This window comes from Lacticaseibacillus songhuajiangensis, from assembly GCF_003946025.1.
GTDB classification, from domain to species: domain Bacteria; phylum Bacillota; class Bacilli; order Lactobacillales; family Lactobacillaceae; genus Lacticaseibacillus; species Lacticaseibacillus songhuajiangensis.
In genome coordinates this window covers 1-20,035 of record NZ_RHNR01000012.1, presented here as the reverse complement: position 1 = coordinate 20,035, position 20,035 = coordinate 1, and the positions used below count along the sequence as shown (strand labels likewise).

At 53.5% G+C, this 20,035-nt stretch carries 13 protein-coding genes; 5 read left to right on the top strand and 8 right to left on the bottom strand.

Features of this window, described 5'->3' with window-relative positions:
- The first annotated feature begins 1 nt into the window (after position 1).
- The gene (locus EKM97_RS04645) at positions 2–997 is read left to right on the top strand and encodes an NAD(P)-dependent oxidoreductase (RefSeq protein ID WP_125571120.1); all 996 of its coding nucleotides are present in this window, start codon (positions 2–4) and stop codon (positions 995–997) included.
- A gap of 231 nt (positions 998–1,228) precedes the next feature.
- Entirely contained in the window at positions 1,229–2,185 is a 957-nt protein-coding gene (locus tag EKM97_RS04640; protein ID WP_125571119.1) for an L-lactate dehydrogenase, read from the top strand.
- A 72-nt stretch (positions 2,186–2,257) separates the two neighbouring features.
- On the opposite strand, the gene EKM97_RS04635 is transcribed toward EKM97_RS04640, so the two are convergent.
- On the bottom strand, positions 2,258–3,607 hold the full coding sequence (locus tag EKM97_RS04635) for a threonine/serine exporter family protein (protein WP_125571118.1): 1,350 nt from the start codon (positions 3,605–3,607) through the stop codon (positions 2,258–2,260).
- A gap of 304 nt (positions 3,608–3,911) precedes the next feature.
- Between EKM97_RS04635 and EKM97_RS04630 the strand changes: the two genes are divergently transcribed.
- Positions 3,912–5,951, top strand: coding sequence for a KUP/HAK/KT family potassium transporter (locus tag EKM97_RS04630; protein ID WP_125571117.1), 2,040 nt, complete (start codon positions 3,912–3,914; stop codon positions 5,949–5,951).
- A gap of 48 nt (positions 5,952–5,999) precedes the next feature.
- On the opposite strand, the gene EKM97_RS04625 is transcribed toward EKM97_RS04630, so the two are convergent.
- The gene (locus EKM97_RS04625) at positions 6,000–7,103 is read right to left on the bottom strand and encodes a DUF871 domain-containing protein (RefSeq protein WP_125571116.1); all 1,104 of its coding nucleotides are present in this window, start codon (positions 7,101–7,103) and stop codon (positions 6,000–6,002) included.
- 365 nt (positions 7,104–7,468) lie between these two features.
- Between EKM97_RS04625 and EKM97_RS04620 the strand changes: the two genes are divergently transcribed.
- Positions 7,469–8,779: an NCS2 family permease gene (locus tag EKM97_RS04620; RefSeq protein ID WP_125571115.1), complete on the top strand. Its 1,311-nt coding sequence runs from the start codon at positions 7,469–7,471 to the stop codon at positions 8,777–8,779.
- Between the two features lie 896 nt (positions 8,780–9,675).
- On the opposite strand, the gene EKM97_RS04615 is transcribed toward EKM97_RS04620, so the two are convergent.
- The 6 genes from EKM97_RS04615 to EKM97_RS04590 all read right to left on the bottom strand — a co-directional run bounded on the left by EKM97_RS04615 (position 9,676) and on the right by EKM97_RS04590 (position 17,604).
- Positions 9,676–10,635, bottom strand: coding sequence for an ABC transporter permease (locus tag EKM97_RS04615; RefSeq protein WP_125571114.1), 960 nt, complete (start codon positions 10,633–10,635; stop codon positions 9,676–9,678).
- Entirely contained in the window at positions 10,632–11,789 is a 1,158-nt protein-coding gene (locus EKM97_RS04610; protein ID WP_125571113.1) for an ABC transporter permease, read from the bottom strand. Before EKM97_RS04610 ends, EKM97_RS04615 begins: the two co-directional genes overlap by 4 nt.
- The gene (locus EKM97_RS04605; RefSeq protein ID WP_125571112.1) at positions 11,779–13,320 is read right to left on the bottom strand and encodes an ABC transporter ATP-binding protein; all 1,542 of its coding nucleotides are present in this window, start codon (positions 13,318–13,320) and stop codon (positions 11,779–11,781) included. Before EKM97_RS04605 ends, EKM97_RS04610 begins: the two co-directional genes overlap by 11 nt.
- Positions 13,321–13,701: 381 nt before the next feature.
- Positions 13,702–14,742, bottom strand: a complete 1,041-nt coding sequence (locus tag EKM97_RS04600; RefSeq protein ID WP_125571111.1) for a BMP family lipoprotein — start codon at positions 14,740–14,742, stop codon at positions 13,702–13,704.
- A 270-nt stretch (positions 14,743–15,012) separates the two neighbouring features.
- Positions 15,013–16,830 (bottom strand): FtsX-like permease family protein, encoded by a 1,818-nt coding sequence (locus EKM97_RS04595; protein WP_125571110.1) that lies wholly within the window; start codon positions 16,828–16,830, stop codon positions 15,013–15,015.
- Positions 16,831–16,845: 15 nt separating this feature from the next.
- Positions 16,846–17,604 (bottom strand): ABC transporter ATP-binding protein, encoded by a 759-nt coding sequence (locus tag EKM97_RS04590; protein WP_125571109.1) that lies wholly within the window; start codon positions 17,602–17,604, stop codon positions 16,846–16,848.
- Positions 17,605–17,968: 364 nt separating this feature from the next.
- On the opposite strand from EKM97_RS04590, the gene EKM97_RS04585 reads away from it, so the two are divergent.
- A complete protein-coding gene (locus tag EKM97_RS04585; RefSeq protein WP_125571108.1) occupies positions 17,969–19,630 on the top strand; it encodes an APC family permease in 1,662 nt (553 codons plus the stop codon).
- Positions 19,631–20,035 lie beyond the last annotated feature (405 nt).

The window sequence follows — 20,035 nt, the reverse complement described above, 5'->3', positions numbered from 1 at the left end:
GATGAGCAAAATTTTGATGTATTCCGTTCGCGACGACGAAGAAACCGCCATTGCGGCCCACGCGCAGCAAAGCGGCAACCAAATTGACATCACCCGCGATTTGCTGAGCAAGGCCACGGTCGCTCAAGCAGACGGTTACGATGGCATCGTGATTCAGCAGCGCGCCCCAATTGACGACGCGGCCGTTTACACACAGCTCGCCAGCATAGGCATCAAGCAGATTACCACCCGCACCGCCGGCGTTGACACTGTTGACCTGGCTGCAGCCCACGCGGCTGGCCTCATCGTGACCAACGTGCCGGCTTACTCACCGCGCTCTGTTGCTGAGCACGCCCTGATGTCGATCTTCCGCATTTTGCGCAAGTCCGCAATCGTCGACAACCGCGTGGCCGCCAACGACTACCGCTGGGGTGGTTTGCAGGCTAAGGAAATTCACTCCGCCACGATTGGTATTATCGGTGCCGGCCGCATTGGCGGCACCCTCGCCGGCTTACTGCATGCATTGGGCGCCACGGTTTTGGCTTACGATGTAAAACCGCGGGCCGATCTTGACGGCATCGTCACTTACACGAGCAAGGAAGACTTGCTCAAGCGTAGTGATGTCGTCAGCTTACACGTTGACCTGAATTCCAGCAGCGAGAAGCTGATTGGTGCGGCCGACTTTAAGTTGATGCAGCCCACTGCCGGTTTGGTCAACGCTTCCCGCGGCCCCGTCGTCGACACAGCAGCACTGGTTGCCGCACTTGAGCAAAAGGAAATTGCGGCGGCCTGCCTCGACACTGTTGAGGGTGAAGCCAATATTTTTGCCTTCGACCACCGCACTGACGGGCTCAGCGACTACCCATTGGTTGAAAAACTGCACGCAATGCCGAACGTCATCATCACGCCGCACATCGCCTTCTTCACCAACATTGCCGTGCAAAACATGGTCGACATTTCCTTGAACGATGTCGAACTCATTCTGGCCGGCAAGCCACCTGTAAATGAATTCAAGTAGAAACGAATAGACGTGGGGCTGTACCAAAAGGATTTAGCACGCGAATGTTACATCGTGGTCGCGTGCCAAAAGGCAGCTCCCTAACATACAAACAGGCACCGGCCAGAATCCTAAATTCGGGATTCCAACCGGCGCCAGCTTGTATGGCGGGAGCTAACCGCCTTTTGGCACAGCCCTTTTTTTAGCCATTTTCTGCTAATTTCCCGGGAAATGACAGTAAGGAGAACAAACATGACACGCAAAGTTGCAATTATTGGTTGTGGACACGTGGGCGCGACCGTCGCACACAATATCATTCAGGGCGGGTTGGCGGACGAGCTGACCCTCATCGACATTAATGAAGACAAAGTGCAAGCAGACGCGCTCGATTTCCGCGACGCCATGGCCAACCTGGACTACCACACGGTCTTGCACGTGAATGATTACGATGAGCTCAAGGACTGTGAAGTCATCATCTCTGCCCTGGGCGACATCGAAATCCAGAAGATCAAGCTCGACCGCTTCTCCGAGGTCGCCTTCACCTCGACACAGGTTAAAATCGTGGCGGGCAAAATTAAGGCATCCGGCTTCCACGGCATTTTGCTGGTCATCTCGAATCCCTGTGACATCCAGACCATGATTTACCAACAGTTATCCGGCTTACCCGCTGCCCACGTGATGGGCACGGGCACCCTGCTGGATTCCGCACGCATGCAGCGTGCCGTTGGGGAGGCGCTACACGTCGACCCCCGCTCTGTCTCCGGCTACAACCTCGGCGAACACGGCAACTCGCAGTTCACCGCTTGGTCGACCGTCCGCGTCCTCGGCCAGTCAATCACCACACTTGCCGAAGAGGACGCCAATATTGATTTGGACGCCATTGACCACGAAGCGCGCATTGGCGGCTACCACGTTATGCTGGGAAAGCACTACACTAACTACGCCATTGCGGCGGCAACCACTCGCCTGCTGAACGCGGTCCTCAGTGACGCCAAGCGCGAGCTGCCCGTATCCAACTACAAGGCCGAATACGACTGCTACTTGTCCTACCCCGCCATCGTCGGGGCTAACGGCGTGGAGCGGGCCTTGAGCTTGCCGCTGACCGAAGAGGAATTGACCAAGCTGCAGAAATCTGCCGACTTCATCAAAGCGCGTTATGACGCCATTATGCGCGGCGACCTGGAAGCGGCCAGCGCATCTTCTAACTAGCTTTATCAATGCACACAAAAAGCCTGCGCAAACCTTCAATAGAAGATTTTTCGCAGGCTTTTTACCTGCTATTTAGTTCGTGTGGCGCCACAGCGGATCGGTCAGCACCCGTGCGGTCGCAAGACCCAGGGGCAACGCGACAACCATCAAGACTGCCTTAATCAGCCAGGAACCACCCACTGCAAAATTGTTCAGGCCCAAATTGTACATCGCGCGATACATGTACAACCCCGGCACCATGATGACGATGGACGGTACCGTCAGCGAAATTCGCGGCAGGCCCATTTTGCGGTGCAGATAGGAGGCAATAAGTCCGGCCAGCAGTGCCCCCAGAAAGGCGGCCGCAGCTGCGGGCAGTTTAAAGTCAACCAGCTCCAAGCGCAAGGTGTTGGCAAACGCGCCAGCCAGTCCCGCAAGGCCCGCCATTTTGTACGGGCTGTTGAACATCATCGAGAAACCAAACACCCCGACAAAACTAGCGGCCAAGCGCAGGAAAAGTAGCGCCCAGGGACCGAGGTTTTGCGGCAGGAAGTTTGCCGGCCGCAGTTGCACGAGCATGGCCACCACCCAGCCGGTGAGCACGGCAACCAGAATCACGGTCAGCGCGTAGAGCATCCGCTCCAAGCCCGAGCGCATGTCGAGCTTAAAAATATCTAGGCCACTAGTAATCAGCGGAAAGCCGGGAATAACGAACAGCATTGCGCCAATATAGCCAGCTTCATGGGCACTGGCGACGTGCAGGGTGAACTCCAGTGTTCTGAATACCAGCATGTACACCACGCAGGAGAGCGCCACACTCAGGGAAGTCACCACAATGAGCGTGAGGTGACGTTTGCCCATTAGTTTTCGGGAGAAGTGACCTGCGCCGGCGCCAAAGAAGGCACACAACATTTCGACCGGACTGCCACCGAGCAGGAAAACGAAGGCCGCACAGGCAAAGGCCGATGCGAGTCCAGCCGCAACAGCACCATAGTTAGCTTTCATGTCCCGAATTTGGTCCAGCTTATCGTGAATCTGCGCCGGCGTGTCGTCCGCACAGTCTTCCGCGAAGCTCGTCACAAAAGTCTCCATGGCGTGCAGCTTATCCGTGTTCACCCCTGACGTGGGCAGGGCCAGAGTTTGCGAGTAGTGGTGACCATTGCTGAAACAGGTGTATTCAATGGTGGTCAACCCCACGTCTGCGGAGCAGGTCAAGCTGAGCGCGCGGGCGATGGTATCCATCGCTTCACGCACCCGCCAAGCCCCCGTGCCACAACTGAGCATCTGAATCCCCACCCGGCCCACAATTGTGGCGCGTTCGCGCAGATTACTCTGCACTGCAGGAACGTTCTGGTCCTTCACGAAGCGGTGCCAGTGAATGGTCATGTGGTGCTTTGCTGAGATGTGAATATGTTGTGCGTTCGTATTACCAGAGTTGTCCATGATTTCTCCTACTTTGAATAAAATATCTTCTACTAGATTAGCACTTATTTCGTTTGCAGAAAACGTTGATTGCTAAATATCGCCGGGAGTCAACCACTGCGCGGCTCGACACTTGCAAACACGTCCGCAATGGGCTTACCTGTATCTCTCAGCGCAGAAAAACGGTCATTATTTTGCGAAAATACCCACCGCTCGGAGCATCATTTCCCGGGAAATGTCCTGCTCTGCCCGCTAATCATTGCCTCAAGCCGATGAATAGCCTAAACTGGACTGCAATGACACGTTATCCATATGAGGTGCAATCATGACGAAACTGAACACTGGCGCAAGTAGTCGCCACAATAAATTAACAATGGCGGGATTGCTGATCACGCTAGGGGTCGTTTACGGCGACATCGGGACCAGCCCGCTTTACGTTATGAAATCAATCGTCGCCGGAAATGGTGGTTTCCGCGGCGTTGACCACGACTTTCTCTTAGGCTCAGTATCCCTGGTTTTCTGGACACTAGCCATTATCACCACGCTGAAATATGTCGTCATCGCCCTGCGCGCTGACAACCACGGTGAAGGTGGTATCTTCGCCCTCTACACCCTGGTCCGCCAGCGCGCCAAGTGGCTGGCCATCCCCGCCCTGATTGGTGGGGCCACCCTGCTGGCCGATGGCATGCTGACGCCAGCCGTGACCGTCACCACCGCTATCGAAGGTCTCAAAGGCCTCCAAATTGGCAAAAGTGTCTGGATTAATGGGCAAAGTCAGGTCATTTTGATCACCATCCTGATTATCAGCTTCCTATTCTTTATCCAGCGTTTCGGGACCGAGATTATCGGCCGCGCCTTTGGCCCGATTATGACCGTGTGGTTCTTGTTCCTGGGTATCCTCGGTCTGCTCGCCTTGAGTCGCGACTGGTCCATGCTCGCCGCGCTGAACCCGTACTACGCCATCAAAATTTTGTTCAGCCCCGCCAACAAGACTGGGATTTTCATCTTGGGGTCTATCTTCCTGGCGACGACCGGTGCTGAAGCTTTGTACTCGGACATGGGGCACGTTGGGCGGCCAAATATCTACGTCAGCTGGCCTTTCGTCAACATCAGTTTGATTCTGAACTACTTGGGTCAGGCAGTTTGGATTGACCAGAACCGGATGAACCCAGCCTTGTTGAAGGCAACAGACGCCAACCCCTTCTTTGACATGATGCCACAAGCGGTGCACCTGTTCGGAATTGGCCTCGCCACGCTGGCTGCCATCATCGCTAGTCAGGCCCTGATTTCCGGCTCTTACACCTTGGTGTCTGAAGCCATTAAGTTGCATTTCCTCCCGCGCCTGCGGATTATTTACCCAACGCGCTTTAAGGGCCAGTTGTACATTCCCGCCGTCAACACCCTGCTGTGGCTGGTCTGCATGGCCGTCATCTTCTACTTCCGCACTAGTGCCCACATGGAAGCAGCGTATGGCCTGGCCATCACCGTCACGATGCTAATGACGACGATTCTGCTCTACGAGTACTTGCGCATGCGCAAAGCGCCCCTCGGCGTCGCCCTGCTCGTGCTCATCTTCTTTATCTCCATTGAATTCGTCTTCTTCCTGGCTAGTGTCGCCAAGTTTATGCACGGTGGTTACATTACCGCGCTGATTGCCATCGCCATTTTAGCCATCATGGTCGTCTGGTATGAAGGCCGCGTCATGCGCGATGACAATTCACACACCCGGCAGATGGTTTCCCTGCTCGCCTACAAGGAGCAGTTGCGGCGTCTGCACGACGACACCAGTTACGAACTCTACGCTGACAACCTGGTTTACCTGACTGAAACCAGCGAGGACCACTTCGTTAAGAAAGATCTGATCTACTCCATCCTCGACAAGCGGCCGAAGCGCGCTGACGTTTACTGGTTCGTCACGGTGAACGTTACCGACGAGCCCTACACAGCCGAGTACAAAACGGAAACTTACGGGACCGATTACATCGTCAACGTCCAGCTCTACCTGGGTTTCCGCATGAATCAGCAGGTCAACGTGTTCCTGCGGCAGATTGTCGGTGACTTGATGCACAGCGGCGAACTGCACCACCAGCCGCAAAAGTACACGACAATGCCCGGCCGCAACGTCGGCGACTTCTCCTTCGTGCTCGTGCAAGAAGAGTTGTCACCCGAAACGCAAATTAACGGGCTGGCAAAAGCCCTAATTCGTGCGCGTCTCTGGATTCAGAAGAACACCATTAGCCCCGCCCGCTGGTTCGGTCTTGACTACGCCGATGTGGTGACCGAACGCGTACCACTGGTGCTGGGGAAAACGCGCCGTATCCACCTCAAGCGCATCTTCGATGAACATGAAGACGACGAAAACTAAGCATACAAAAAGCGAACCGCGAGCGGTTCGCTTTTTTCGTGATTCCAACTAGGCTTCATGCAGGGCAAAACTCATCCACGGTTCGAGCAAATCGAGCAACACCATGTCCGCCGCCGTAATGCGTCCGACAACATTGCGCCGCCCATCATTCGGAAACGTACACAGCGCGATTTGCAGTTCACCCTTGTAGCGCGCATAGTCATCATTCACCACCAGCACGTCGCCACGGATAAAATCGCCGCGACTAGCACGCGCCGGAATGTGCGCGTCGCTATAGCGAATTCGCGGCAGGGTCGACCGTAATAAGTACGCCGACGCGTCCCCGCGGTATAAGTGCTGCCCATCAATCCCTGCCAGCACAATCGCCCGTTCAGTGGGCTCAATATCTGTAATCAAGTGCACCCCTATACTGGGAACGGCGGCGGTGAACGCGACCGCCACTGCCGCCAGTTCCACTTCCGAGGCGTAAGCATTGGCCACGATCACATCGTCCACCATGCCGGTCATAAGCAGGTGCGTCACCTGCGTCGTCATTGGCCGAGTGCGGTCACTTTCCATGGTGGGCAAACCCTCGCTTATCGGCCACGGTCCGAAGTGTGCGCTGGGCGCGGAAACGAAGGCCGCGGTGTGCAAATTCGCGCCACGGTACGGCTGTGAGTACGCCATAAAGTATTCATCGGCCAGCCCCGTGTACTGCTGCGGGTAGAAATTGTGACAGCCCCACAGACTGTCGCGCTGCGGATGGTAACTGAGAATACTCTGCAAATAATTCGTCCCCGCGCTCATATTGATTTCGATTTTGAGGCCGTAGGGATTGCGCGTCATCTGCGCTTCTTCGGCGCCGGTGAAGCCTTCATCAAGACGTAAGCCGCTGGCACCAAGTTCACTGAAAAAACGCAAATCATCATAGCTAATCCCCAGCTCGCTAAACAACGCCGGATTAATATCGACAATGGTGTCAAAACCCAACTCGCGGGCGTACGCGATGGTCGCCTTAAACTTATCCAGCTTATCCGCGTCCGAATCCCCTGCTAATTGCAGCAGTGAGGTAAAGACCCGACTGAAACCATATTGCCGTGCCAATTCCAAATAGCGCTTGTCCTCATCAAGACTTGAAGTGTCCGGATACAGTGAGATGCCCATTTTACGCATGCTGTCACTCCTTTACGTTTGCGTTCGTCAGTGCTCAGCTTCTTTCCAATTTGTTTTCTATACTTAAAATTTTAGCATAGCGCTTACACAAAATTAAACCTCGGCCAACATTCCGACTTGTGCCCAGCCAATTCACAAAATGCGTGGCGATTTCTTGCCGCTTGACTCTAATTTCATGAATTTTTTCATGTTAAGCGAATGCAAAAGCCCGTCCCAATACGCTTTTCGCTTGTAGGTAACATAATGTTCGCGTTTTACGGTACAATAATTTTGCTATTTACATCGCCATGCCAATATTGTATGATTATCTGCGTTGTTTCAAGGCAATTAATTCACGAATGTTCGTGTTTTGGAGGATATTATTCATGACTGCTATTAAGAAATATTTCCAAATTGATGAACTGGGATCCAATGTAAAACGCGAAATGCTGGCTGGGTTGACCACCTTCATTTCCATGGCTTACATCCTGTTCGTCAACCCATCTGTGCTTGGTGCTTCTGGGATGGACAAGGGTGCGGTTTTCACCGCGACTGCCCTCGCCTCCGCCTTCGGGACCATCCTGATGGGGATTCTGGCGCGCTACCCTATCGCCACCGCTCCTGCCCTCGGGATTAACGCTTTCTTCGCGTACTCCGTCTGCATCGGCATGAAGATTCCGTGGCAAACCGCCCTGGCAGGCGTGTTCGTTGCCTCACTGATTTTCATCCTCATCACCATCTTCAAACTCCGGGAAATGATCATCGACGCCATTCCAGCGGACTTGAAGCACGCCATCTCCGGTGGGATTGGTTTGTTCATTGCCTTCCTCGGTTTGAGCGACGGCGGCCTGATTGTCGCCAACAAGTCTACGCTCGTGGGTCTTGGCTCCCTCAGCGTTAACACCACTTGGCTGACCATTTTCGGTCTGATTGTGACAGCTGTCCTGATGGTTCGCCGCGTTCCTGGTGCCATCTTTGTCGGGATGATTGCGACGACCATTCTGGGCCTCGCTACCGGTATGATTCACGCACCATCCGCCATCATGTCCGCTGCCCCAAGCCTGAAGCCAACCTTCTTGGTTGCTCTCAAACACGTCGGTGACATCAACACCGTCCAGCTGTGGGTCGTGGTACTCACCTTCCTACTGGTCACCTTCTTCGACACTGCGGGTACCCTAGTTGGTCTTGCGACTCAGGCCGGCTTCATGAAGGACAACAAAATGCCGCGCGTTGGTAAGGCACTGGCGTCCGACTCCACCGCGATGCTCGCTGGTTCTCTGCTGGGTACTTCACCAGTTGGTGCCTTCGTTGAATCTTCAGCCGGGATTGCGGTTGGTGGCCGCACAGGGCTGACTGCGGTTGTTACCGGGATATGCTTCCTGCTGTCCATGCTGTTCTCCCCACTGCTGGCCGTTGTCACGACGCAGGTGACCGCACCAGCGCTGATCATCGTCGGGGTGCTGATGGCACAGAATCTGAAATACATCAGCTGGGACAAGCTGGAAATCGCCATCCCATCCTTCCTCATCGTACTCGGCATGCCACTTACCTACAGTATCTCCGATGGTATCGCACTGGGCTTCATCGTTTACCCAATCACGATGATCTCCGCAAAACGCGGTAAGGAAGTTTCACCAATTATGTACTTGCTGTTCTTCGTCTTCATTGCGTTCATGTGGATTCTCAACTACAAGTAAATTCAAGCAAAACAGCCGTCCCGACTTCGGAGCGGCTGTTTTGTCGTGTTGACGATGTCCGTCAGCGTAAGTGTTGAAAATACCATCCGCAAGGATGGCTTCTGTGAAAATTGACCGAAGGTCGGGCCTGGGGCAGATTGGCTTCGCAGGCAGGAACTCCGTTAGCGGGGACCGTTTCAGCCGGCTGCGCCGTCTTCCACTGGGGATATTGCCGCAAGCCCAGCGTCAATATCCCGCTCCCGATAAAATAGGCTGTGTACCCCCGACGAAAATCATGTCGGGAATACACAGCCTATTTTATTTTCGCTAACTCCGTTCCTGCCCACTACGCCAATCCACCCCAGGCCCTAAGTGCGTTCACGATACTGTGTTCATGACATTTCCACGCAACGTTTAGTCGAAGATTTCATATCCAGCGCAGTATGACTTGAAACTGCCATGCAATCGTTAATCGCTCCGTCTCCACTCATTAACGTGTCGGTCACGGAGGTAGTGGTGTGCTTGGGCGAAGCCAGTCGACCTCGCGCTTTGGCGCGTAGAGAGACGGACACCGAAGGGCGCAGGGAACGGAGTCGGGCGAAAAGATGATTGTTTGGAGACAGGACGGCCGTACTTGCCGTCTTGGCTTCACACAATCATCTCGGGAGCGCGGAGTTGACGCCGTTCTTGCGGCAACTCCGCCAGCGGAAGACCGCGATAGCGGGCTGAAGCGGTCCCCGCCCGACGTAGTTCCCGGAGCGCAGCTCAAGCGCACCACCGCCGGAGTTACCGACCCCACCGCCTAACGGCGCTATGAAAATACTACAGAGGCCCGGCGCGACTCCGTCGCTAAAATGCTATCGCTGACGGACAGCGCAAACAAAAAAGACGCCGCAGCGTCTTTTTGCTTTGCATGTTTACTTTGCCTTGATAAAGGTCGAACCATCTGCCGCTGGCATCCGTGCGTTCCCGATGAAGGCAACGAGCACGATGATGGTGATCAGGTAAGGCGCAATCGTGAAGATAACGTCCGGCATGTTTTCGATAACCGGAATGTACTTCCCAACAATCGCCAAACTCTGTGCGAAGCCGAAGAAGACGGCCGCGCCCATGGCACCGACTGGGTGCCACTTACCGAAGATCATCGCTGCAAGAGACATGAACCCTTGCCCAACAATGGTCGTCACGGAGAAGTTCAAGGTAATGGACTGAGCCATTACCGCACCACCGATACCACCAAGGAAACCAGAAATCAGCACCCCAGCATAGCGGTAAGCGTAAACGGAAATCCCGACTGAGTCAGCCGCTTCTGGATGTTCACCAACGGAGCGCAGGCGCAGGCCAAAACGAGTCTTAGCCAAAACCCACCAAGCAACGATGGAAACAATAATTCCTAGGTATGCCGCTGCAGAGGTCTTCGTGAAGAAAATCGGGCCGATGACGGGAATTTTGGAAAGAACCGGAATGGTGACGGTAGAAAGCGGGTGCTGCAGGATGTCGGTTTGTCCGCGGCCTTGGAACAGGAGCCGGGTGAGGTAAACCGCAAGTGCAGGTGCCATCAGGTTCAGCACCGTCCCAGAAATAATGTGGTCAGTGCGCAGGTTGATGGTTGCGACCGCGTGAATCAGTGAGAAGACCATCCCCACCAATCCGCCGACCAAAAGACCGAGCCACGGTGTTGCGGCGCCAAAGGCATCCCCAAACGCGAGGTTGAAGACCACGGAAGCAAAAGCGCCCATGACCATCATGCCTTCAAGACCAACGTTAACAATCCCGGAGTGTTCTGAGAACACACCACCGATGGAAGTGAAAATCAGCGGCGCAGAGTAAACGAGTGATGTTGAGACAACCGTCAAAAGTAAGGTTTCAATGTTCATTCTGTGTCACCTCCCTGAGTTGTTGGTGCCGCTTGGTCGGCGTCTGTACCTGTCGGCGCATCCGCCTTGCCTTTTGCGGCGCCCTTCTTGCCGTTCTTCTTGCCCTTCTTACCGGACTTGTCGAAGAAGTAACGAATCATGTACTGCGCACCGACGAAGAAGATAACGGACGCAATGACGATGTTCACGATTTCAGAAGGCGTTGTGGAGGTGATCGAAATGTTCAGGCCACCAATCTTCAACACCCCAAAGAGTAAGGCGGAGAAGATAATTCCAATTGGGGCCCCACCAGCCAGCAGGGAAACAGACATCCCGTCAAACCCAATATCTGGCAGTGCGGTGTTGACGACGATGTTCTGGAAGTCACCCAGACCTTCCATCGCGCCACCTAAACCGGCAAGTGCACCGGAAATCAGCATTGCGGCGATAATGGTCTTCTTGGTGGACATCCCAGCGTAACGAGAAGCATCAGGATTCATCCCCACCGCGCGGATCTCAAATCCAAGGGTCGTCTTCTTCATCAGCCACCACAGGAAGATGGCGGCAACAATGGCAATAATAATCCCCCAGTGGAAGGTTGAGTTTTGTGTCAAGTTTTCCAGGAATGGGGTCCGCAGACGTGCCTGAACGGGAATTGTTGGCGAGTAGTCGTTGTTCCCGTGAGCAAGCACGCCCTTGATGATGGCGTTAGTACCGTATAAAGCAATGTAGTTCAGCATGATGGTCGTGATCACTTCACTGGCGCCGAAGTAGGCACGCAGGAAACCGGCAATCCCGGACCAAATGGCACCGGCAAGTGCACCGGCAATAATGGCACCCGGTAGCAAAAGGTAGCCTGGCCAGCTCGGAAAGGCGTTCGCAAACGCCACGGAGCAGAGCCAGCCAACCAGTGCCTGCCCGGCAAGCCCGATGTTAAAGAAGCCAGCCGAGTTAGCAATCGCGAACCCAGCACCAGTCAGGATGAGCGGGGTTGCGGCCCGGAGGACTTCACCGATGGCGTTAGGTGTCCCCACCGCCCCGGTAAACAGGTTGATGTAGTTTTCAATCGGGTTAAAACCCGACAGAAGCATGACAATCGCCCCGACCAAGAGGCCCAAAATAATGGCGATAATTGGAATCCAGATACTCTGGATATTTTTATTTTTAATCCGCATCGACGGCAGCCTCCTCGTTCAGTTGTTCACCGGCCATGAGCAGCCCAATCTGGGAAGTGGTCAAGTCGCCCGCCTCACGCGTGGCAACTAAGTGACCCGCGTGAATAACCGCGATGGTATCTGCAAGCTGTTTAATTTCATCCAGCTCGTAAGAAATCAGGAGGACCGCGTGCCCTGCCTCACGGGCGTTCAGAATCTGTTGGTGAATGAATTCAATGGCCCCGACGTCAAGACCACGCGTAGGGTTCATCGCAATCATGAGTTGCGGATCACGACTCATTTCCCGGGCAATAATCAGCTTCTGCTGGTTACCACCGGAGAGGGAGCCGGCCGTGTTGTGGATGCTGCTGGTCCGCACGTCAAACTTCTTGGTGAGTTCCTCCGTCATTTTGACGGCGGCCCCTTCGTTCAGAATGCCGTGCTTTGACAGTGGTTCCTCTGTATAGGTCATGAGCCCCATGTTCTCGATGACCGTCATTGGCATGACAAGGCCAAACTTCTGCCGGTCTTCAGGAATGTGCCCGACCCCGTCGCGCACAATCTGGCGCGGTGTGGCGTGGGTCGTGTTCTTACCGGCAATGGTAATCGTGCCGGCATGCACTGGCAGCAACCCCGTGAGCGCCTTAACCAGTTCGCTCTGCCCGTTACCGTCAATCCCGGCAAGGCCGACAATTTCGCCAGCGTGCACGGTCAGGTTCAGGTCGGCGACGCGCTTCACCTTGTTCTTGTCCGTAACATCAAGGTGTTCAACCGTCAGAATCGGGGCACCCTCGGCCAAGTCGCTCTTCGGTAAGTCGAAGTCAACCGGACGGCCAACCATTAAGGTTGCCAATTCCTCAGCAGTCTTCTCAGCAGTCTTCACCGTGTCAATCACCCGACCGCGCCGGATAATCGTGGTGATGTCCGCAACCGCCCGAATTTCTTCAAGCTTATGGGTGATCAGGATGACCGCCTTACCTTCTTCAGCCAGTTGGCGCATGATGGCAAGCAAATCATCGATTTCCTGCGGCGTCAGCACCGCTGTTGGTTCGTCAAAAATCAGGACGTCAGCATTACGGAACAGCACCTTAACGATTTCAACACGCTGCTGCATCCCCACGGAGATGTCATCAACACGCGCGTCCAAATCAACATCAAGGTCATACCGTGACAGGATATCCTCAACCCGCTTCCGGGCAGTTTTGAAGTTCAGCCGGCCGGCATTGGTCGGTTCGGAACCCAGAATGATGTTTTCCAAAACCGTAAAGGCACCAACCAACATAAAGTGTTGGTGCACCATCCCGATACCCAGTTCAGAGGCATCCTTAGCGGAGTGGAGGTCGACCTCCTTTCCCTTAACCAGAATCTGGCCACTAGTCGGGCGCAGAATTCCGGAGAGCATATTCATCAGGGTCGATTTACCAGCACCGTTTTCACCGAGTAAGGCGTGAACCTCGCCATTGCGGAACGTGATTGAAATATCATCGTTCGCCTTGAACGTGCCAAAAGCCTTTACTAGGTGGTGAATTTCGATTGCGGGTGTTTCATTCATCGTGTCATCCCCACGCAGCTTTCACACTTGCATGCAAAATGCTTGCGATCCTTTCTTAACTTTATTTAGCCTTTACTAGCATACCACTGCTAGGCCCATTTCAGGGCATGCACTTTCGCATATTCAGCATGGTTTTGTGAAAATATGTGCATAACTTAAGTTGCACATTTTTCATTGCCTGTTTTCACAAAATCAGGGCTATTCTGAACCACGAATTTCTGAACATTGATTGCGGTACGCCCAATATTTTCAAGCCAGTACGCATTAACTCAAACCGCTCATAGTGCAATACAGCCCCCACACCCAAAGTTGGGTGCAGGGGCTGTATTGAATCAATGCAAGCGCGAAATCAGGCCTGCACCTTTGACTGACAAGCAGTCATTACTTCAGCTGGGATGGCTTCTCGGCAACCTTGATGTCACCGGAAACAATCTTCTGCTTGTATTCCTTAACCTTGGCCCATGCCTTAGCAGACATGTTACCACGGGTCAACTTAACACCGTCATCCTTAAGCCCGTAAACAACGGTCTTACCACCAGGGAACTTGTTCTTCTTGGCAGCATCAGCAAGCTTTTCAACCGCGATGTCAACACCCTTAACGGTAGAGGTCAGGGTCAGGTTGCCGCCCTTGTACTTACCTTCGGCAGTCTGGTCACGGTCAACACCGATGACCCAAACCTTCTTGGACTTGATGGCGTTCTTAGCAGCGGAGAACACACCGGCACCGGAACCACCGGCAGCCTGGTAGATAACGTCTTCGTTGTTGTTAAACATTGCCTGGGCGAGTGCCTGACCAACGTCTGGCTTGGAGAAGCTGTCGGCGTACTTGACGTCAACGGTGATCTTCTTGTTAACAGCCGCAACACCCTGACGGAAACCAGCTTCAAAACGGTCGATAACCTGGCCGTGCACACCACCGATGAACCCGACCTTGTTGGTCTTGGTCGTCATCGCTGCGGAAACACCGGCAAGAAAGGCTGCTTCGTTATCCTTGAAGGTAGCGGAAGCAACGTTCTTCTGGTTGATGACATCATCGATGATGATGAAGTTCGTCTTTGGATTCTTCTTCGCAGCATCGCTAATGGTCTTTTCCAGCTTGTACCCAGAACCGATGATGGTCTTGTACTTCGCCTGGATCATCTTGTTAACGTTAGGTACGAAGTCGGCATCCGAGTTGCTCTGGGCGTAGTTGTAACCACCAACACCCTTTACAAGGCCGTTCTTCTTACCCCACTTCTGCAAACCTTCCCATTCTGACTGGTTGAAGCTCTTGTCGTCGATCCCACCGCCATCAGTAACGAGCGCTACAGAATGTGCTGCATCCTTCTTACCTGACTGCGCTGACTTTGAACCGCACGCACCGAGTACAATGGTGAGCGCTGCGACTGCCGCTGCGGTCGCAAACTTAGAAGTGAATTTCACTGCTTTGTCCTCCTCGTTTGGGGTTAAGCCCCGATTGGCTTAAATTTAGCACGGAAAAGCCCTTAAAGCAAGAACAATCTTCACTGAAAATTCCAAAAACGTTCGTATATCTCTTACATTTGTAATTGTATAAAAAAATGAGTAGCAAAACCCGTGTACTGCGGGGCTTGCCACTCATTATGAGAAATCATTCTAATTTTCTAATTACATTAGGCGCTACATATAGTGGCGATTCAGCTTATTTAAGCGGTTTTGGCCCCTATATCTAGTTTAACGATCATTCTGCCGCAGCACGATGCCCTCGTACAGCCACACCGTCACAAGATAGTAAAGCAGATACAGAACGATGAAGATGCCGAAAGGTAAGTAGAGCTTGTCGTACGGGTTTAGCAGTAGCGACGTGAACAATTTAAGGCCGAACAGGACGTGCACAACCCCCAGAACGCCCGGAAGTGCGAACAATGTGAACAGTTCGTGCCGAATTGATCCGCGAAGTAGCTTTTCCCGCACCCCCATTTTGCGCAGCATCTGGTAACGATTCTTGTCGTAATCTGCACCCGACAGAATCTTGAACATCAGGGTACTTGCGAGCATGGCCAGGAAGGCAATCCCCAGGAAGAAGCCCATGAAGGCAAAACCGCTGCAAAAGGCGTTGAACAGGGCGTAAGACGCTGCGGTACTGCCGGCTACACCCCGGGCCGCCAAGGCAGGAAATTTCTTGTTTTCGACGTTCTGCAACTTGGTCAGCGTTTTGGCATTGGCCCGCAGGTCGTGCACCCGGTAGACGCGCACCGTCTGCGCGGTCCCCGGCGTTTGCGCAAAGGTGCCATCGGAAACTACCTGAACCTTGGCACCCGCTGACATCCGTGCCTTGATGAGCAGACTATCAATGGCCTCAATGTACTTCTGCGGCGTTGCTGTCAGTTCCTTGGTCGTTACGCGCACCTTTTTCTGCAGTATGTCATCGCCGTTCGCCTGGTTCGCAATCAGTGGATGCGCCTGCAGGTCACTCTGACGCAGTGTGACGACCTGCTTATTTGACTTCACTTGGTAATTCGCCTGACCGTATGCACCCGTTAATGCCTTAGCGGCCGCAACATCCTTAGGGCTAGGGTCATGCTGCACCAGTGCGTAACTGTTAAAGTTTTGGGCCATGGCCGGCACTTCATTATAGAAGCCGAGTCCCACCGTAATAGCTCCCAGCGCGAGCGCGAAGAGAATGGACACAACGGACAAAATCGCCGTGTAGGACCGCACACGGAAGCTAATCTGGCTCAGTGTGAAGTTCCGTAGTCCCTTATTCGCAAAATTCTGGTTACGCTTGAGCAGTTTAATCACAGCCACGACGACCGCGTTGAACAGCAGATATGAGCCCAGGACAATGGTGACCATCGCGATTGGAATCGACATCAACTTTAAGACAGCAATTTCTGCCATCGCCCAGTAACCGATTGCTAAGGAGGCGATACCAGCAACCGCTGACAAGGCCAGCTGCCAATTTTTACGGTTGGATCTTGATGGTGTACTGTCGGCGCGCAGCAGTTCGAGCACGGGCGTCCGCCGCATTTTGGCCGCGTTCACAATCGCTGCCAGCAGGAACAGGATGACGAAGAAAATTGCGGTCGTCAGAATCGCCGGCAGGTAAAACGGCGCGAAATGCGAAGCCGTGGCGTCTAAGGCCTGCATCAGAAACTTACCAACTAATGCGGTTGCCCCGACACCCAGTGCCAAACCGACTACGGTGGCACCAAGCCCAATGACCATCGTTTCGGTGAAGATCAGGCTGGAAATTTTGCTCGACTTGGCGCCCAGCATCATGAAGGTCGCGTAGTCGTGCTTACGCATCGAGAGCAGGAAATTGTTCGCGTAGATAATGTACACGAAGGTGATAATCGTCAGCAGCACCGCACCAAACATGAAGATGAAGGGCGTTGCGGAAATGGACGAGTTCGCGTTCTGAAAGTCGCGGTTGGTCGCGAGCGTCATGAACATGTAGAAAATAGCACTACCAATAATCAGGCCAGAGAACAGGACCGCGTAATCGCGGAAACGATTCTTAATCCCGGCCAAAGCGAGTTTGTTTAACATGTCTTCTCCTCCCCACTACTTCTGGAAGGTGCCCAGTTCGTCCAGAATCTGACCGTAGAACTGTTCGCGCGGCATGTCGCCCCGCAGCAGTTCCTTGCCAATCACCCCGTCCTTGATGAACAAAATGCGCTTGGCGTAACTGGCAGAGAAGGGATCGTGGGTCACAAGCAGAATCGACACGTCATCCTCATCATTGAGGCGCTTCATGGTTTCGAGCAATTCGCGCGCGCTCTGGGAGTCCAGCGCCCCAGTTGGTTCGTCCCCGAACAAAATGGCTGGTTCGTGCACCAGTGCCCGCGCGGCAGCGACACGCTGCTTTTGCCCACCAGAAATCTCACTCGGGTAAGAATCCAGAATCGCACTAATTCCTAATGAAGCGGCAATTTTTTCCACCGCTGGCTGAATTTTCTTGGTCGATACGTTCTGCAGAGCGAGTGGCAAAGCGATGTTCTCGCGGGCTGTTAAACTCTCAAGCAGGTTGAAATCTTGAAAGATAAAGCCAATTTCCTTGGCCCGAAAGTCCGCCAGTTTGTCCCCCTTGAGTTTGGTGACGTCCGTCCCGTTAATGTCCACACTGCCGCTAGTTGGTGTGTCCAGAGTACTCAAGATGTTAAGAAGCGTTGTCTTCCCGGAACCGCTGGCACCCATGATGCCGACGAATTCGCCCGGTTCAACGTCGAAGCTGATTCCCTTAAGTGCTTGGTACTGCTTCTGCCCCGCCTTGCCGTACGTTTTGTTAATGTCCTTTAATGCCACAACTTTACTTGCTGTCATTTTTTCTCCTCCACAACATTTGCTGATGAATTAACCATACACTCTCGCCGAAAAATAGTCATTGGGTCCAGAGACCGAGATTGCCGTTGATACTGCCCGCTTTAGCAAAAGTTAAAAAGCATCATTCAGGGATTAATCATTTTTCTAAGCTACCGCAATTTTGCATACCACCTCCTGTCTTAACGCACTTCACGTTTTTTATCCTTTGGCATATCCGCAGGCACTCGCATTAAACTTAATAATTTGTTATAATTTTTCAGCAAACTTAGTCCTTGGAGGACATTAACGTGTTGAACAAACTGCGTAACAAAGCGCCCTGTGCCTTGTGAAACCTCATTTTCACATTTTGCACAAGGAGAATAATATGCTTTTACAACAAAATAAGAACAACCGCTATATTCCGTGGATGATTGTCGGCCTGATGGACTTCGTAACCGTTATCGGCTTTGACGACATCATCTATAACTTCCAGAACCAGGGCCTCGTGGCCGTCTTCTCTTGGGTTCTGATGACCTTCTTCTACGTCATTCCGTACAACCTGATTGTGGCCCACCTGGGTAGTCAGTTTGATCAGCTTGGCGGTGGTGTCACCTCCTGGATGCGCGAAACCAGTGGCGACAAAGTCGGTTACTTTTCCGCGTGGTTCTACTGGATCACCGGCCTGCCATACGTGGTCGACGTGGCCAACTCAGTGGTCATCTCCCTCGGCTGGATTATCACCGGTAACGGCGACATTCAGGGGCACCTCGGTAACGCCTGGTTCGGCATTCTGACCGCCTTCATCTTCGTTGGCTTCATCTGGCTCCAGCATTTCTTCAAGAACCGCTCACTGGAAATCATGAGTACTATTGGTGGGGGCGCGATGTTCATCATGACAATTTTGTTTGTCATCATGACCTTCGCCGGTCTGGCAAAAGGTAACCCGATTGCCACTCAGCCTTTCCACTTCACCAACTTCCTGCCTAAGCACATCGACATGCACTTCTTAGCCGCGTTTGGACTCTTCGTTTTCGCAATGAACGGCTCCGAGCTGGCTGCTCCTTACACCAAGGACATGAAGAACCCTTCCCGCGACTTTCCGAAGGCGCTGAAGATGATTGCCATCATGACCATGTTCCTGACGCTGTTTGGCACCTTCTCTCTGGGTGTTTACTTTAACGCCCACCACTTGCCAAATGACCTCAAGATGAACGGTTCCTACTACGCATTCCAGGCCATTGGTAAACAATTCGGCATGGGCAACATCCTGATGTACGTCTTCGCTGTGGTGCAAGGCATCTACATGCTGGCGCAGTTGGCCGTGATTCTGGACGCCTCCACCCGTATCTTCCTGGGTGACGTCGCCAAGCGTTACATGCCACGCCAAATGACCAAAATGAATTCCGATGGTCTGCCAATCAATGGTTACTGGCTGACCACCATCATCTGCAGCCTGCTAATGGCGCTAGCCGGCATGCTGCCACAGATTAACGACATCTTCAACTGGCTGCTGAACCTGAACGGGATTGTTTCCCCGGCTAGCACCTTGTTCCTCTTCTGGGCCTACATCCAGGTGCGCCAACGCAACAATGAGTTCAAGGGCGGCGATTACGTCTACCTGAAGCACCGCTGGGCCGGCCTTACCGTCGGTTGGTGGATGTTTGGGATCACCGCTGTGCTCGCCTTGCTTGGTTTCTTCCCCGTTGACGCCGTCTTCGGGACAACCAAGTGGACCATGGAACTGATTATGAGTATCGTGGTCACCATTGCCATGGTGGTGCTCGGTTTCCTGATGCCGTGGATTGCCGCACGTCAAACTAAGGCCGCTAACGGCATCGCCTTTGGCCGCGGCACCTGGTACGTCTTCACCGCGATTGTGGAGATTCTGCTGCTGCTGGCCGTGACGTACGGGATGATTAATTCCATTCTGCCAGTCGGCATGGGTATCGGCCGCTGGATTATCGTTGTCATCGTCGACATCATCATCGCCGCCGTTGTCTGGGGCATGACCCGCAACGGTCGCAACCAAGTCGCAACCGACCTCTAAAGCAAAATGAAGCCCCGAGCACGCATGTGTTCGGGGCTTTTGCTGTCCTCAGTGTAAGTCTGCGCCCGCAAGGGTGCGCTTTACGCTTGGGTTTGTTTTCAAACCGCCGCTAGGCGGTGGGGCGGCAACTCCAGTGGTGGTGCGCTTGGGCTACGCTCCGGGAACTACGTCGGGCGGGGCCGCTTCAGCCCGCTAACGCGGTCTTCCGCTGGCAGAGTTGCCGCAAAAACCAGCGTCAACTCTGCGCTCCCGGTATTATTGTGTGAAGCCGTGGCCGACACGTTACAAAGTGGAACTAAAACTACTCATCGTGGGATCCAGGAGAACCAGCGGTTTTGGTCTGCTCAAGAATCAGGCAAATTGTTCGCTTAGCCCCACAAGCCTAGTTCCAATCTCAGTGCTGTT